The 12897-nt window shown below is 41.9% G+C and carries 16 protein-coding genes; 6 read left to right on the top strand and 10 right to left on the bottom strand.

Annotation, left to right across the window (positions count from 1 at the left end; all coding sequences use genetic code 11):
• Window positions 1–45 precede the first annotated feature (45 nt).
• The 5 genes from RM556_RS10190 to RM556_RS10170 form a co-directional block, all read right to left on the bottom strand.
• On the bottom strand, window positions 46–624 hold the full coding sequence (locus RM556_RS10190; protein WP_311374527.1) for an ABC-type transport auxiliary lipoprotein family protein: 579 nt from the start codon (window positions 622–624) through the stop codon (window positions 46–48).
• The gene (gene pqiB / locus RM556_RS10185; RefSeq protein ID WP_311374526.1) at window positions 624–2285 is read right to left on the bottom strand and encodes an intermembrane transport protein PqiB; all 1662 of its coding nucleotides are present in this window, start codon (window positions 2283–2285) and stop codon (window positions 624–626) included. The genes RM556_RS10190 and pqiB overlap by 1 nt, the downstream gene beginning before the upstream one ends.
• Entirely contained in the window at window positions 2285–2914 is a 630-nt protein-coding gene (locus RM556_RS10180) for a paraquat-inducible protein A (protein ID WP_311374525.1), read from the bottom strand. Before RM556_RS10180 ends, pqiB begins: the two co-directional genes overlap by 1 nt.
• Window positions 2904–3515, bottom strand: a complete 612-nt coding sequence (locus tag RM556_RS10175; protein ID WP_311361246.1) for a paraquat-inducible protein A — start codon at window positions 3513–3515, stop codon at window positions 2904–2906. Before RM556_RS10175 ends, RM556_RS10180 begins: the two co-directional genes overlap by 11 nt.
• Window positions 3516–3620: 105 nt before the next feature.
• Window positions 3621–4520 (bottom strand): putative porin, encoded by a 900-nt coding sequence (locus RM556_RS10170; protein ID WP_311361245.1) that lies wholly within the window; start codon window positions 4518–4520, stop codon window positions 3621–3623.
• Window positions 4521–4700: 180 nt separating this feature from the next.
• Between RM556_RS10170 and RM556_RS10165 the strand changes: the two genes are divergently transcribed.
• Genes RM556_RS10165 through RM556_RS10155 form a run of 3 tightly spaced genes read left to right on the top strand, consistent with a single transcriptional unit; the run spans window position 4701 to window position 6353 of the window.
• Window positions 4701–5396: a rhomboid family intramembrane serine protease gene (locus RM556_RS10165; protein ID WP_311361244.1), complete on the top strand. Its 696-nt coding sequence runs from the start codon at window positions 4701–4703 to the stop codon at window positions 5394–5396.
• Window positions 5396–5857, top strand: a complete 462-nt coding sequence (locus tag RM556_RS10160; RefSeq protein WP_311361243.1) for a thioesterase family protein — start codon at window positions 5396–5398, stop codon at window positions 5855–5857. The genes RM556_RS10165 and RM556_RS10160 overlap by 1 nt, the downstream gene beginning before the upstream one ends.
• Window positions 5858–5888: 31 nt before the next feature.
• Entirely contained in the window at window positions 5889–6353 is a 465-nt protein-coding gene (locus tag RM556_RS10155; protein ID WP_311361242.1) for a hypothetical protein, read from the top strand.
• A gap of 72 nt (window positions 6354–6425) precedes the next feature.
• Here RM556_RS10155 and RM556_RS10150 read toward each other — a convergent pair whose 3' ends face one another.
• A complete protein-coding gene (locus RM556_RS10150; protein ID WP_311374524.1) occupies window positions 6426–7109 on the bottom strand; it encodes a YafY family protein in 684 nt (227 codons plus the stop codon).
• A 115-nt stretch (window positions 7110–7224) separates the two neighbouring features.
• On the opposite strand from RM556_RS10150, the gene RM556_RS10145 reads away from it, so the two are divergent.
• Window positions 7225–7617, top strand: coding sequence for a VOC family protein (locus RM556_RS10145; RefSeq protein ID WP_311361240.1), 393 nt, complete (start codon window positions 7225–7227; stop codon window positions 7615–7617).
• A gap of 305 nt (window positions 7618–7922) precedes the next feature.
• On the opposite strand, the gene RM556_RS10140 is transcribed toward RM556_RS10145, so the two are convergent.
• The 3 genes from RM556_RS10140 to RM556_RS10130 form a co-directional block, all read right to left on the bottom strand.
• The gene (locus RM556_RS10140) at window positions 7923–8348 is read right to left on the bottom strand and encodes a hypothetical protein (RefSeq protein WP_311374523.1); all 426 of its coding nucleotides are present in this window, start codon (window positions 8346–8348) and stop codon (window positions 7923–7925) included.
• A 9-nt stretch (window positions 8349–8357) separates the two neighbouring features.
• A complete protein-coding gene (locus RM556_RS10135; protein WP_311374522.1) occupies window positions 8358–8858 on the bottom strand; it encodes a zf-TFIIB domain-containing protein in 501 nt (166 codons plus the stop codon).
• A gap of 225 nt (window positions 8859–9083) precedes the next feature.
• Window positions 9084–9506: a hypothetical protein gene (locus tag RM556_RS10130; protein ID WP_311374521.1), complete on the bottom strand. Its 423-nt coding sequence runs from the start codon at window positions 9504–9506 to the stop codon at window positions 9084–9086.
• A 241-nt stretch (window positions 9507–9747) separates the two neighbouring features.
• On the opposite strand from RM556_RS10130, the gene RM556_RS10125 reads away from it, so the two are divergent.
• Window positions 9748–10461, top strand: a complete 714-nt coding sequence (locus RM556_RS10125) for an SOS response-associated peptidase family protein (protein ID WP_311374520.1) — start codon at window positions 9748–9750, stop codon at window positions 10459–10461.
• Window positions 10462–10644: 183 nt separating this feature from the next.
• Window positions 10645–12156 carry a polysaccharide lyase family 7 protein gene (locus RM556_RS10120; RefSeq protein WP_311374519.1) on the top strand — a complete coding sequence of 504 codons (1512 nt, stop codon included), beginning with the start codon at window positions 10645–10647 and terminating at the stop codon, window positions 12154–12156.
• Between the two features lie 25 nt (window positions 12157–12181).
• Here the strand turns inward: RM556_RS10120 and RM556_RS10115 are convergent, their stop codons facing one another.
• Window positions 12182–12853 carry a nitroreductase gene (locus RM556_RS10115; protein ID WP_311361234.1) on the bottom strand — a complete coding sequence of 224 codons (672 nt, stop codon included), beginning with the start codon at window positions 12851–12853 and terminating at the stop codon, window positions 12182–12184.
• Window positions 12854–12897: the final 44 nt, after the last annotated feature.

Here is a 12897-nt window from a genome sequence, read left to right as displayed (position 1 = left end):
CACCGCCTGCGCGGTGGTGAGGGGCAAGAAACAGCCTAAGCTACACTATTCCACTATTACGTTTGATATCTCATGACTGAGCTTTTTCGACAGGGCTCTCATTTTCTTCACTGCTCCTGCATACCCATCCTTTTCGAGTATGTCGGTGTAATGAAAGCGAAAAACGCGAGTGGCCGTATGCTCGTTGCGTTTACTGACCCGAAATGATCCGCTAAGCAATACTTCACCGTTTCGATCAGGATAGAAATGCTCGATAGTGACTTTCACCTTCGTACATTTCCTGCAGAAATCTAGCCATTCAGTCTCCGCCATTGATGCATTCAAATCGTTGAGCAGAGCTCGCTGCATAGCTTCGCCTAAACCATCTGCCCAACTATGGTAGTTAGCCTTAATCAACTGATTATCACCCTCTTTCATGACCAACTGATTCGTTTTTAGATAGTCTGGCAAACTCACAATATCAAGCATGACACTCGTTTTTGCTTCCTTATTGAGCTGTGCAACTGGATTTGCATCAAACAAATAATAGGTAGTATCTGGCGCTTGCACTGTGGTACCGCAGGCGCTCAATCCTGTAGTAATGCTCATCAATAACAATAGTTTATAAAGCGTAAAGTTAAGCATTATTCCTTATCCTTTTTCGGCGCCACCGGTTCTTCATCGGGTTTTGCTGCTTGACCAAAGACGAGAGAATTGGGTTGGTTGGTCACCTCTTTTACAAGTGGTTTCAGTTCGTCGAGGGTGGCTTCTACCTTTAACATGACTTGTTCAACCGAGCGGTAAACCTGCGAATCGGGTTGCAAACCGCTTAATGTAGACTGTAATTCTTGCATCGTTTGTTCAAGCGCATCGAGAGTCTGATTGCTACGCTTTAAAGATAAACGCGTGGTAACCATCGTTTCATCTGTACTATCAATCAGTTCATTTAAATTGGCTATGGTTTCATTAAGAGGGAGTTGCTCTAATTCGCCCATAATATTGTCTAATTTTTTGCTTAGACTTGCGAACCCGCCTGAAGCTGCAGGAATGACCGAATACTCTCCGAAACGAGTGACTTCAGTGATTTGCTCACCGCCCGGCTGCAAAGTTACCTTTAGGCTTCCTGTAAGTAAATTCGCATTTTCGATAGTTGCGGTTAAACCTTCCCGGATCCAATCATCGACCATACCCTGAAAGATATCATTCGAAATATACCCATTTTTCATTAAGCGTTCCGGCTCTAAGTTAACCACCACCGGAATACGTTCTTCTTTACCCACGCCAGCAATATCGATAATTTCCCAATATTCCATATAGGGTTCAGCGACAGTTCCAATACGAATGCCACGATACTCCACAGGCGCACCTTTGTGTAAACCACCGACACTATCTTCGACTAAAATGACGTATTGAATATATTGATATTCTCGTTGTTCATCGATACTTTCTTGCGAATCATAGACAACAAATTCGTGGTTCTGCGGAACACCCACGCCGGGTTGAGCACCATCAACTAAGCCAAACTCAACGCCTCCAGACACTAAGGCATCAAGAGACGCCATATTGACGCTAATACCTTGCGTTGATGTTTTGACTGATAGACCACTGACGTTCCAGAAAGAAGTATTTTCAGTCACCAAATTATGAAAGGGTGCCTGAATGAATATGTCGTAGTGGGCCTCTTGTTCTAGGTCGTCGTATTGGGCTGATTCTACCGCACCCACTTCAAAACCTTTATGCATAACAGGATTACCCACTTTCAACGGCTTGTTACCCCGAGAAATCAATCTCACATGAATACCATCTGCGTTTAAGGAAGTAACAGGTGGGTTCTCAAGACCCGTAAAGGCAAACTGCTCAATATTCGAGTTACCCGGGCTGACTTCGATGTAAGCCCCCGACAGCAGCGTACCTATACCAGTGATGCCTGTGGCACCTATTCTAGGTCTTACAACCCAAAACTCGCTATCTTCAACCAGAAAAGAACTCATGTCTTTTTCTACTTCTATATCGACAAGTATCGTACTTTTATCATTGCTGAAGCTGATCTTATCAACTAAGCCAATGTCTACATTACGGTTTTTTAGGACAGTCTTTTTTGCTTCTAGCCCTTCTGCAGTATCAAATTCAACTTGGATCATTATTCCACGATTACGCCAGTCGTTATAAACCATACCGATACCAATGAGTAAGGCGATAATGGGTAAAATCCAAATTTTTGAAAACCTAGACTTGTGTACAACTAAAGGCTCTTGCGCTTGTATTGGCGCTTGGCTGCTTGGCGTTTCAGCTTCGTTGCTTGTCATTATTCTTCCGTTTTATCCCATAAAAGTCGTGTATCAAACTGATGTGCACTGATCATCGTCAGTATCACCACGCTAGCAAATGACGTTGCTGCTGCGCCCACATGAATCGACATTAAACCACCGAGTTGAATCAAGGCAACTAAGATCGCGACCACGAAGACATCAACCATCGACCACTTTCCAATAAACTCAGTCACTCGATACATTTTAGTTAATTCTAGCTGTTGAATTGGTTTATTGCGCATGGCGCTAAAACAAAGCCAAGCAATTGCTGCCATCTTCCCGATAGGCACAATAACACTTGCAATAAAAATCACCGCGGCAATAAAGTATGACTCACTTTCTAAAAATAGAATAATGCCGCCAATGATAGTGCTTTTTGTTTCATCGCCCAGTAGGTCAGTTACCATAATAGGGTACATATTCGCCGGGATATATAGAATTGCTGCGGTAATCAATAAGCTCAGAGAAATCTGCACACTGTTCTTAGCTCTGGGTGATAAAGACGTGCCACAACGCTTGCAATGTTGAGTGCCTATGGGTGCTAACTGCTGACACACCAAACAATTCAACAAACCCTGGGCTGCTGCGGAATCTTTTTGGTAGGGACTTGAATGGCTACTTGGCATCTTCTATCCAACGCCAAAGGCGGTGATTATCCACAATGAATACAATATGAGTAAATAAAGGAGCAAACAGTACATAGGCCCAAAACGCCGCTTCCAAAGTGATGTCAGCCATTGAAATGACTTTTATGAGCGCGACTAAGACGCCAATCAAAAAAACCTCTGCCATTGACCAAGGTAAAATATAGGCTATCACTTTTCCAAGCCAAACGATGGGCACTAGGCGCAAGGCGAAGCGAGAAGATAAAATGATATAACTCACGGACAACAGGTACAATATTGGCAACAACAAAATAAAAACAAATACCAAGACCGAAATCAGCCAATATCCCTGAGAGTATAATTCTGTTGATGTTTGTAATAGACCGATGGTGCGTTGCTGCCCACTAGTGGCAAAAGAAATGAAGGCGAAACTACAGGCAATCAGCATCAAAATTAACGCTGTTATACACAAAGCTAACACGTAGTGGCGGGCATTGTTATGCCCCACCGCAATAACATGATGACATCGAGGACAGACGACATTGCTACGATGCGAGATTTGCTCAGGCATCGTAATCAACAAATCACATTCTAAGCATGCATGTTGATGTTCATCTATCATGTTCGTGCACACTCCCTGTTATTGTAGTTATTCATTCTACAATGAAACCATGAGCGAGTGCACTCACTTGATGAAACTACGCGGGCATGCCCATTGAGGGCTTACTTAATATTGATAAACGTAGTTAATTTGCCAGATGTCATTTTCGAATGAGAACTGACTAAATCCCGAGTCGACATTTCTGCGTTCATTGCTAGAGTAACTGACTTGCAGCGATGAGCGTGTATTGAAGAAATGCTTAGCAAAAATACTATATGAATCAGTATCTCCGATCACATTCACATCAGCACCAACACTTGTAAACTGATTGAAGTAGTATGCGCCGCCTAGATCGAGAGTTTCATCTGAGAAAAAGTCATCGTCAAAAACACTCAGGTTTGCGTTCAGAACAAGATATCGTCCACCTGCTAGTGAGCCAAAATATTTGGTTCGAAACTGTTGCACAATCAAATCTTCATCCGTGTTGTACGAGAAGCCAACATAATCTTTACCATCAAGTTGCAGTACATAGTCGGCCGCAAAGTTGAACACTGACTCATCAGAATCAACTAAACCACTTATTCCATCACCACTTGTATTGGAAATAGATAACTTAAAGTCCTTTGTGAGGAAATAGCCAAACCCTACTGTCAGAAATTCAGTGTCACTATCTGATTCGTATACCGTATCCCCGAAAACAACCCAGTCATTAACTAAGTATTCGCCACCTATTGAATACTGACGGTTTCCACCAGTGCCGAAAAGACCGGCACTGACAAAGCTTTGTTGGTTAATATAATCAAATTCATTGAGCGGGCCTAAGGTTGGTCGAGCATCTAAGTAATATGTGCCGTTTAGACTCCATGCCTCGCGCGTGTCTGATGTTGTTTGTCCATCTTGCGTAAACGAACTTTTATTTGATAATACGCTCGCACCGATAAAGGTTTGGTAATCTTCAGCGTACGCCTGTTGAGTAAAAAATAAAGCGGCCGTAGTGGCAGCAAAACAAAGAGTTCTAGTTAACATTTTAGTCCTTTAAGAAAATTATGTTGAATCAATATCGATTCATTGTTGTTACCTGAAAAATGGAACATTGCGATAATTAATTGGCTGTTTCGCAATAGCGATAAGGGTAAAAGATATTAGCTGAATGAAGTCTGAATAAACATGCATTGCTATTTCATCACATGCCCATAAATAATACAGATGAACACGTCATCACTTAAAAACAGTATATTGATCACCGCTTTTGCCGTTGGCTTTATCTGGTGCTTTAAATCTTTCGAACTCAACTTCAAGGTCGACCTAAGTTGGCTCGGTGTCTATCCCTTAACGCTGCATGGCTTGATTGGGGTCATCACTGCGCCCCTGATACACGGCTCACTAGAACACATTTTCAACAATACGTTGCCCATGCTAGTACTTGGCTCATTTCTCATCTACGGTTACCCGAAAACACGTTGGCGGGTGTTAATAACAGTATGGTTACTATCTGGTATTGGTGTGTGGTTGTTTGGACGCGAAAGCTATCATATTGGGGCTAGCGGTTTAACTCACGGTGTATTTTTTTATTTGTTTGTGGTGAGTATATTCCGCAGAGATAAGCGTTCCGTAGTGATTATGATGGTCGCTTTTTTCATGTATGGTGGAATGATTATGAGCATATTCCCTCGCCAAGAGGGGATTTCGTTTGAATACCACTTATTCGGTGCTTTGGCTGGTGTTCTCTGTGCTTGTTTATGGCATTCGCTAGATCCAAAACCGACAGTCAAAGCTTATCATTGGGAAGCAGAGCCCGAATCGGAAGATCCTGTGATAGGTGACCAGTGGCGTATTGATGGGCAAACTGAGGAAAATGACGATAGTATACAAACAGTCCCGAACGAAAAGGAAAGACATTAATGACCAAAGCTGAACCTAAGACCTTTGAATTGCTACTCAGAGTCCGTTATGCCGAATGTGACGCCCAAGAAGTTGTATTCAATGCGAGATATGCTGACTATGCAGATTTAGCAGCAACTGAATTCATGCGAGCCTTAATAGGCGGGTATCAAGCATTAACAAACCAAGGCTTAGATAACCAGGTAGTCAATCTCAATATATCGTGGCAAAGCCCAGCTAGATTCGATGACATATTGTGCTTATCGGTGCATGTTAGCAAGGTTGGCAATACGTCGTTTACGATGCAAATTGACATGCAAAATTGGCAAACTAAACAAGCCGTGGCATCGGCAGAGATTGTCTATGTGATGGTCGATTCGCTTACATTTGAAAAGAAACCAGTGCCCAATGAATTTAAAGCAACCTTATTGAAAGGGGCTGCAGGAAGAACCATGAACCTAGCCGGCGTTGAGCTTTCATAATGAAAAGCAAGATAGAACGTGAGTTGAATACTTGAGTAAAATCATCATTGAACATAAATCCTTTATCTTGGGTGACGAACTCATCATTGACGATAGAAAAAAAAGGCGCTTTAGTATCGGCGGCCATGAAGGTGAGTTTGAAATATCTGTCGACAAAAGACCGATTTATGAGGGTTCTCGCTTTTTGAACAATCTTCGTTTCAAGGGAGGCAGAGTCGAAGCTAAATGGACGAATAGCGATACCTGGGTTTTCGAAACAAACTCAAGCAACACTTTGAGTCTAAGTGAGCCGTCCAAACGAATGAAGGCAAAAATACAGTCGGTCATGAAAAATGGAAAAATTATCGGCAGGTTTATCCATTCGAATAAGTGGCTCGTTTGCAAAACGAAATATGTTTTACATTGCGTCGAAGAAAGCGCGTTTGACGAGTTCTTGTTTGTATTTAACTTCTACCTCAACGAAAAATCTCGAAACCATAGTGTATCTTCTGGATAGCGCCAGCTGAAGCGCTAATCAGATACCCTTCTATGACCCTGTGGAACACAAATGTAAGCGGTTCTTTTTAACTTAATCATGCTCAACTTGTGCTAAATACGCTTTGAGGTTTTTATCTCTTTTGTTAGGAAAACTCTGCTTCAATGTTTCAAACCCAGAAATACGATCAAGTCGAAAGTTGCGAAATGTTTGTCGCAGTTCACACCATCCCGCAAGCAACCAAACAGGACTGAATGAAACAAGAGCTAGCGGCCAAATAGTGCGTTGAGTAGTGCGGTCTTGTAAATCCAAATAGTTGAATTGAATTTTATGTTTGCGGCGAATACATTCTCTTACTTCAGTAAAACTGACTTCCCAAGGTATTTTATAATGGCTTGGCTCCGAAAATGTGCTTATTTGATGAAGTTCATGCAACAAGAGAGGAGGTAAGGTTGCTTGTATTTTTTTAAACGCACTTTGAGCTTTGTTAGCGAACGCTTGATCCGTCCAGTTGCTCACCATTCCAATGCCAAGCGCAATAGCCTCAATTTCATCAGCATCAAACATAATGGGAGGAAGGTGATAGTGTTTATCAATAACATAACCCACACCTGCTTCACCATTAATTGGCACACCAGTATCGATTAAACTCTGAATATCGCGATAAATAGTTCTTGGCGATACTTCAAACGTTTTCGCCAATGTTTCCGCCGTTACCGCTTGATGCATTCTTCGTAAATAGTGAACGATGTCGTTCAACCTCTCAGCTCTAATCATTCCAAAATCTCAACAGTGTTCATCCTTAAGTATAGTGAAAGACTACTGACAAAAGCTGTCAGTAGCAATCAGCTAAGATACAGTGGCTTTAAACAATCACATACTGGAGAACATAATGATTGGCTATGTCACACTTGGTACAAACGACCTAACAAAATCTAGCGAATTCTATGATGCACTGTTAGGCACAATAGGTGCAAAACGATTCATGGAGGAGCCGAATTACTTTATTGCTTGGGCAAAAAATCCTGATGAACCCTCAATTGCTGTATCTGTGCCGTTTGATAAAAAAACAGCGACAGTAGGCAATGGGTCTATGGTTGCCGTCGCTTTGGATTCTCCAGCCCAAATAGATGCTTTCTATGCGAAAGCATTGGAATTAGGCGGCAGTTGTGAAGGCAAGCCAGGGTTCAGGCCGGAAGGAGCAACCTCGGGCTTTTACGCTGGGTACTTCAGAGATTTGGATGGTAATAAGCTTAATGCATTCTGCATGGTTGCTGGTGACTAATTTAGTCAGTCATTGAGTTTCGCATCTTGAGTCATGGCTGTTAGCTGGTGAAAAAACCCAAATACCCACCAGCCATCACAGCCAGACCAATTGCTATACATAGAAGTAAAGATATCACCTCGCCGTTTTTTGAGGTGTGTCCCCTGCCCAGCTTCACAAATAGACCCCCGAAGAAGGGTGCGGTAAACATGGCTGTGCCCAAAGTAGCGTGATGACTTACCCTAATAGTTAGCTGAGGCTGTTCAACTTTCAATCACTTTTATTTAAACTGGGTATACCGCAAGATACACAATAGAGATAAAGCGTTAATGAGCAGGGTCCGCAGATGCATTCCTACAACGCTCTGCATCAATTCTCATGTTAACAAAGTTTCCATCCTCTCTATCCCATGCTGACATATTAAACACTACCACCTTCCCATTGTTCAGCTCTTTTTGTAAAACGGGCTGCGAGCAAACATAAGCTAAAATTTCTGGTTTGTAGCTATCCGCTCGATTGGGCAAACCGCTTGATTCAAACTTGATTTCAGCGTTTGGTGTTGAATTCGAAAAATACACGGTGCGAGTAGTTACGCCCTCTAAATCGAAGAGTTGTTCACTGAATTCTTCATTGACCTTTTCATTGTTTTCGACACTTTTAAAATAGCCGAATACCAGTGTAAAAATTGTGATTGCTATGTACGCGGCAAACTTAACTAATTGATTATTTTGCTTCGTATCATTTGCTTTCATTTACCTTCCTTAGATTGACATCGCAATGTATGAAGTAAGCTCCATAAAATTATCGATCCTGTCAGACCGACTGCCAAAATCGTGTAAGTGAGGAAGTCCATTGATCTCTGCTCGTCTATGTTCATCTAGCAGCTCAGCGCGAAGGCGCGCTTTATCAGTTTCATTGAGCATTAAAGACTGCAGTTTACTTAGCTCTCCAGTATCTAGCCAAATTCCACCACAGCTAGGACACTCATCTATTTCAACGACCTGTAAAGGACTATAAAACCGCCTTAACATGACCGTATCTTTGCATTCAGGGCATCTAACTCTTTGGTCAACATTAAGTGTTACATCATGAAACTGGCTAAGGTGCTTCGATAGTGCATTTCCTCTAGCATCTTTAGGGCATTCGAATAGGTGTAGTGTTTGATTTGTTAGAAAAACGCCACCACAATTTTCGCTCACATAGACAGGCACTTTACCAACATTAATTTTTTTCAATGGCGTGTCTGTTCTTGGGCATTGCATAGACGTCACTCCTTCTCTTTTAAAGCCAACACTTTCTTACTAAGCCCTCAAAGAAAACGGTTAGTTGAGCCTCGCAAGTTACTCACTCAATAATAACAACAATATCAGTGTCTATATCAGCAATTTGCCTAATGCAATGATGACAAAAATAACAGAGCTTGCGACAAATATGGCGCATCACCCTTATTACTTTACTTTCCATTGTTGGCAAACAAATCGTATTTCTTACTGAATTTTATACGTACGATGACAAGCATTACAAGTTGACATAATAGCGACCACTTCCTTTTGGATAAATACTTTATCATCGCTTTCTGTTTTTAACTTTTTCCAGTGACCGTTCATTTGCTTGGCCATTTGCTTGAAACCAAGTGGCATTTTTTCATGTAGGCCATCTGGGTGATTTTCTCTCGTATATTCAAAGAGTAAGCCTACTAAATCATCAGTTTTTTGCGGTGAATCCTCAACCATTGCCTGCTGAATTCCGGCAAGTGTTTCTAGCATTCTACGCATCCTTTCGAGAACAAAATCCTTCTCTTGTGCAGTTAAATTGATAGCGGCTCTAGCATCGCTTGACTCGGAATTATCGCCGCTTGCGAATGAAGCAATACTGACTAGCATTATTCCAACAATTATTATTTTTTTCATTTCATTCCTCACTTATTTAGATTAATTTTTGTATTTTTAGAATAAGAAATGAATTAACAGCAAGTTTAGGACCATGAAAAGAATAAACGAAAATATAGTGCCAAAACTGTTCACTAGAAACTAACTCGCTTATCTCGTATCTTATGTTTGTTTGAATACAGTTGTTGCGATTTCTTTATAGATCACAAGTTGTTACTTACGGACTATACTCTTAGACATTCATAAATAAGGAAAACTGAGCATGTGCGGATATGTTGAAATTAATGGTGAACGCGCTGCCCCAGTGATGCAGCAGCCTGAATTTTCCGAGTACTTGCCCTTTATACCTACTGAAGAAACCCGCGTTTTTTATCCCGCATTTGGGCAAAACCCCAATCGTACTATCGATATGGTTCTGCGTGACAAAGATGCAGCCGGCCAATTAAAGAAAGTGTCGGCTACTTGGTGGTATGACTGCTTTGACACCAGCGAGGGTTTGATGGTGGGCAATCGCACAACGTTTAATGCTCGAAATTTACAAAGTCCCTTCTGGAAGCACTCACTCGCTCATCAACGCGGCGTCGTTTTCGCTACAGGCATTGGTGAATCAAAATTAGTGGGGAAAACGAAACATCAATACTACATGCAAAGTGATGAGGTTTTTGCACTGAGCGCTTTATATCGAAGGTTTGATAAGAATCGTTATAGCTGCGCGATTATTACACGAGATGCTCATCCAAAAATGACGCCTTTTCACGACAAGGCCTTTCCACTGTTTTTACCGATGTCGCCCAAATTTTTAGATATTTGGCTAGATCCCACCATCCAAAGCCACCCTAAAATAGATTTTCTACTGAATAACCCGAGCTTGTTCCCCACCTTACATGTTCAAAGAGTCAAAACCTACAAGGACAAGGTTGCAATGAAATCATCTCCTCCTGTCACCTTAATTTCAGACCTCATAGATAACGAGTAGTTATTCTCTTTACATAATTAAAACAATTATTTTTCAATTCTATTGACATAAATTACATTTAACCTTAAGTTCAACCAAATGACGATATTTGATCTACCAATACACCAAAATTGTATTACCAATAAATAAAACCAATTTAATATTATTGATCAAAAAGCTCACTCTCAGAACTAAGGATTATCTGTGAAACGATTACTTTTCCCCCTCGCTTGTTTGGCCATTCTCAATGGCTGTGGTGGCGGTTCCCAAGCCGACAACGCGGTTCTTCCAACACCTGTTGTTCCGCCACCCGTTGATGGCGTTGCTGACCCAATTTATCCGCCCGACTTATCTAAAACAAGCTGCTCAGGTCTCGACTTCTTGCAACTCATTAGCGTAGATAGCGACGCAAGCTCAAGCAGTGAATTTGCGGCCAGCAAAGCAATTGATGGCGACTTAGCTGATGAAAGCCGCTGGGAAACCACAACAGATGCCGCAAGCATTACCATCGAATTAGGCTATCGTCATTTAGTGAAAGAAATAGGTACTGCATGGCTCAATGGTGATCAAACGACTTATAGCTTCGATATTTCAGTGTCAGAAGATGGCGAGGCATATACTAGTATTTTGAGTAATGAAACGACATCACAAGTGACAGATTCTTTTGAACGTTTTGATATCACCGATACCGTCGCTCGCTTTGTTAGGATTACTAGTAATAATACAACAACCTCTCTGTTAGAAGCTGCCGTTTTCGGTTGTCCCTTAGATGTCGATGTAGCACCTTTACAGGAGCAAACTGTTGATATTAGCCAGTATAATTTAGATCCGAATGCACCTCCTGGCGAAAATTTCGATTTACTGACCTGGGCACTTGATACTCCGAGAACAGATCCTGATGATGGTTTCTCTCAAAGAGCCAGCGAGCGCGAACTCGACAACGGCTTTGAAGATGACGACCATTTCTATACAGGCGAAGATGGCGGTATGGTGTTCCGTTCCACGATTTTTGGTGCTAAGACCTCAGCGAATACCAGCTTTACACGTTCAGAGCTAAGAGAAATGCTCCGTCGTGGCAATACCGGCATTAGTACTCAGGGTGTGAACCAGAATAATTGGATTTTAGGGTATCAACCCGACCCGCAACGCACTGTTGGAGGGCGTGGTGGTGTTCTTAAAGGTACTTTGAAAATTGATCACGTAACAACTGATGGAAGTACATCTCATACGGGAAGAGTGATATTTGGACAAATTCACGCAGATGATGACGAGCCTATTCGTCTGTACTATAAGAAGTTCCCGAACAATGACCGTGGATACATCTACTTTGCACATGAATACCGAGGCGGAGACGATATTTGGTTAATGGTGTTAGGGCCTCGTTACACTAACAATAGCAATCAACCGATTTTCCTAAACAACCCTGAACAAGGGATTGCACTGGGTGAAATTTTCTCTTATGAAATTAAACAAGAAGGCCCACGTATCGATGTTCTGATCCGTCGTGGTGACTTAAACGGTCCTATCATTGCCCACCAATTTGTTGATATGCAACAAGAAAACAGTGGCTATGATGTTATCGAAGAATGGAATTATTTTAAGGCTGGCGCCTATTCACAAAACAATACGGGTGATAGTGGCGACGCTAATGGCGTCGGCTCTGACTTTGATTTAATTACCTATTACTTTTTGAGTAACGAACACGGTCCGCAATAAGTTACAAGTAAGCTATCACGGCGAATCAAAAGCCGTGGTAGCTTACAAAATCTTTATTGTCGGCACGCGTTGAGCGAACCTCATTGGCAGCAAAGTTTTCGTCTGGATAACCCAAAGCAATACAAATCATGATCGCTTCTGAGTCAGGTATATTGGCATATTTGTGAACGACGTCAGACTGCATGATCCCTTGCCCATTAATAACGCAGCCTAGACCAATATCCCACGCAGCAAGCACGATACCATAAGCTAGCGAGCCTAGACTAAACTGAGTAATCCCTGCTGGCTCAAGCGACTTATCATAAGTCAATACTAAGGAAACTGGTGCATCGAACTGGCGAAAGCCACGCATCATCCAATCCATGCGCTTTTCTTTGTCTTCCCTTTTTATTCCCATCACGTCGAACAACTGGATCGCAACATCTATTTGGCGCTGACGATGAATACCTTCATAGTCTTCTTTGTAAGGAAAATCACGCACATGAGGTTTTCCTGCCAAGGTATCCTTGGTGTTGCCATCTCTAATTTGATCAAGAACGTCACCCGTTACAGCATGAATTTTCCATGTTTGGGTATTATATGAGGAAGGCGCCCACTTTGCGGCATTGATAATTTGATCAACCGTTTCTTTGGAAACGGGTTTTTGACTAAATCCTCTCACGCTTTTTCGTGATGCTGCAAATTCTGCAAAATTCATAAGTACTCGTATGCTTGTAAAAAGTAAAACCAGATTAATGCAAA

This window comes from Alteromonas sp. W364 (assembly GCF_031846205.1).
Lineage (GTDB): Bacteria > Pseudomonadota > Gammaproteobacteria > Enterobacterales > Alteromonadaceae > Glaciecola > Glaciecola blandensis.
This window is presented reverse-complemented; position numbering and strand designations above follow the sequence as displayed.

Excerpts from the sequence above, each read along its gene's own strand:
- RM556_RS10180 (WP_311374525.1), bottom strand. The coding sequence starts at position 2,914 with ATGCCAAGTAGCCATTCAAGTCCCTACCAAAAAGATTCCGCAGCAGCC.
- RM556_RS10150 (WP_311374524.1), bottom strand. The coding sequence starts at position 7,109 with ATGATTAGAGCTGAGAGGTTGAACGACATCGTTCACTATTTACGAAGA.
- RM556_RS10115 (WP_311361234.1), bottom strand. The coding sequence starts at position 12,853 with ATGAATTTTGCAGAATTTGCAGCATCACGAAAAAGCGTGAGAGGATTT.
- RM556_RS10165 (WP_311361244.1), top strand. The coding sequence starts at position 4,701 with ATGAACACGTCATCACTTAAAAACAGTATATTGATCACCGCTTTTGCC.
- RM556_RS10160 (WP_311361243.1), top strand. The coding sequence starts at position 5,396 with ATGACCAAAGCTGAACCTAAGACCTTTGAATTGCTACTCAGAGTCCGT.
- RM556_RS10140 (WP_311374523.1), bottom strand. The coding sequence starts at position 8,348 with ATGAAAGCAAATGATACGAAGCAAAATAATCAATTAGTTAAGTTTGCC.
- RM556_RS10175 (WP_311361246.1), bottom strand. The coding sequence starts at position 3,515 with ATGATAGATGAACATCAACATGCATGCTTAGAATGTGATTTGTTGATT.
- RM556_RS10125 (WP_311374520.1), top strand. The coding sequence starts at position 9,748 with ATGTGCGGATATGTTGAAATTAATGGTGAACGCGCTGCCCCAGTGATG.
- RM556_RS10135 (WP_311374522.1), bottom strand. The coding sequence starts at position 8,858 with ATGCAATGCCCAAGAACAGACACGCCATTGAAAAAAATTAATGTTGGT.
- RM556_RS10130 (WP_311374521.1), bottom strand. The coding sequence starts at position 9,506 with ATGAAAAAAATAATAATTGTTGGAATAATGCTAGTCAGTATTGCTTCA.
- RM556_RS10170 (WP_311361245.1), bottom strand. The coding sequence starts at position 4,520 with ATGTTAACTAGAACTCTTTGTTTTGCTGCCACTACGGCCGCTTTATTT.
- RM556_RS10145 (WP_311361240.1), top strand. The coding sequence starts at position 7,225 with ATGATTGGCTATGTCACACTTGGTACAAACGACCTAACAAAATCTAGC.
- RM556_RS10190 (WP_311374527.1), bottom strand. The coding sequence starts at position 624 with ATGCTTAACTTTACGCTTTATAAACTATTGTTATTGATGAGCATTACT.
- pqiB (WP_311374526.1), bottom strand. The coding sequence starts at position 2,285 with ATGACAAGCAACGAAGCTGAAACGCCAAGCAGCCAAGCGCCAATACAA.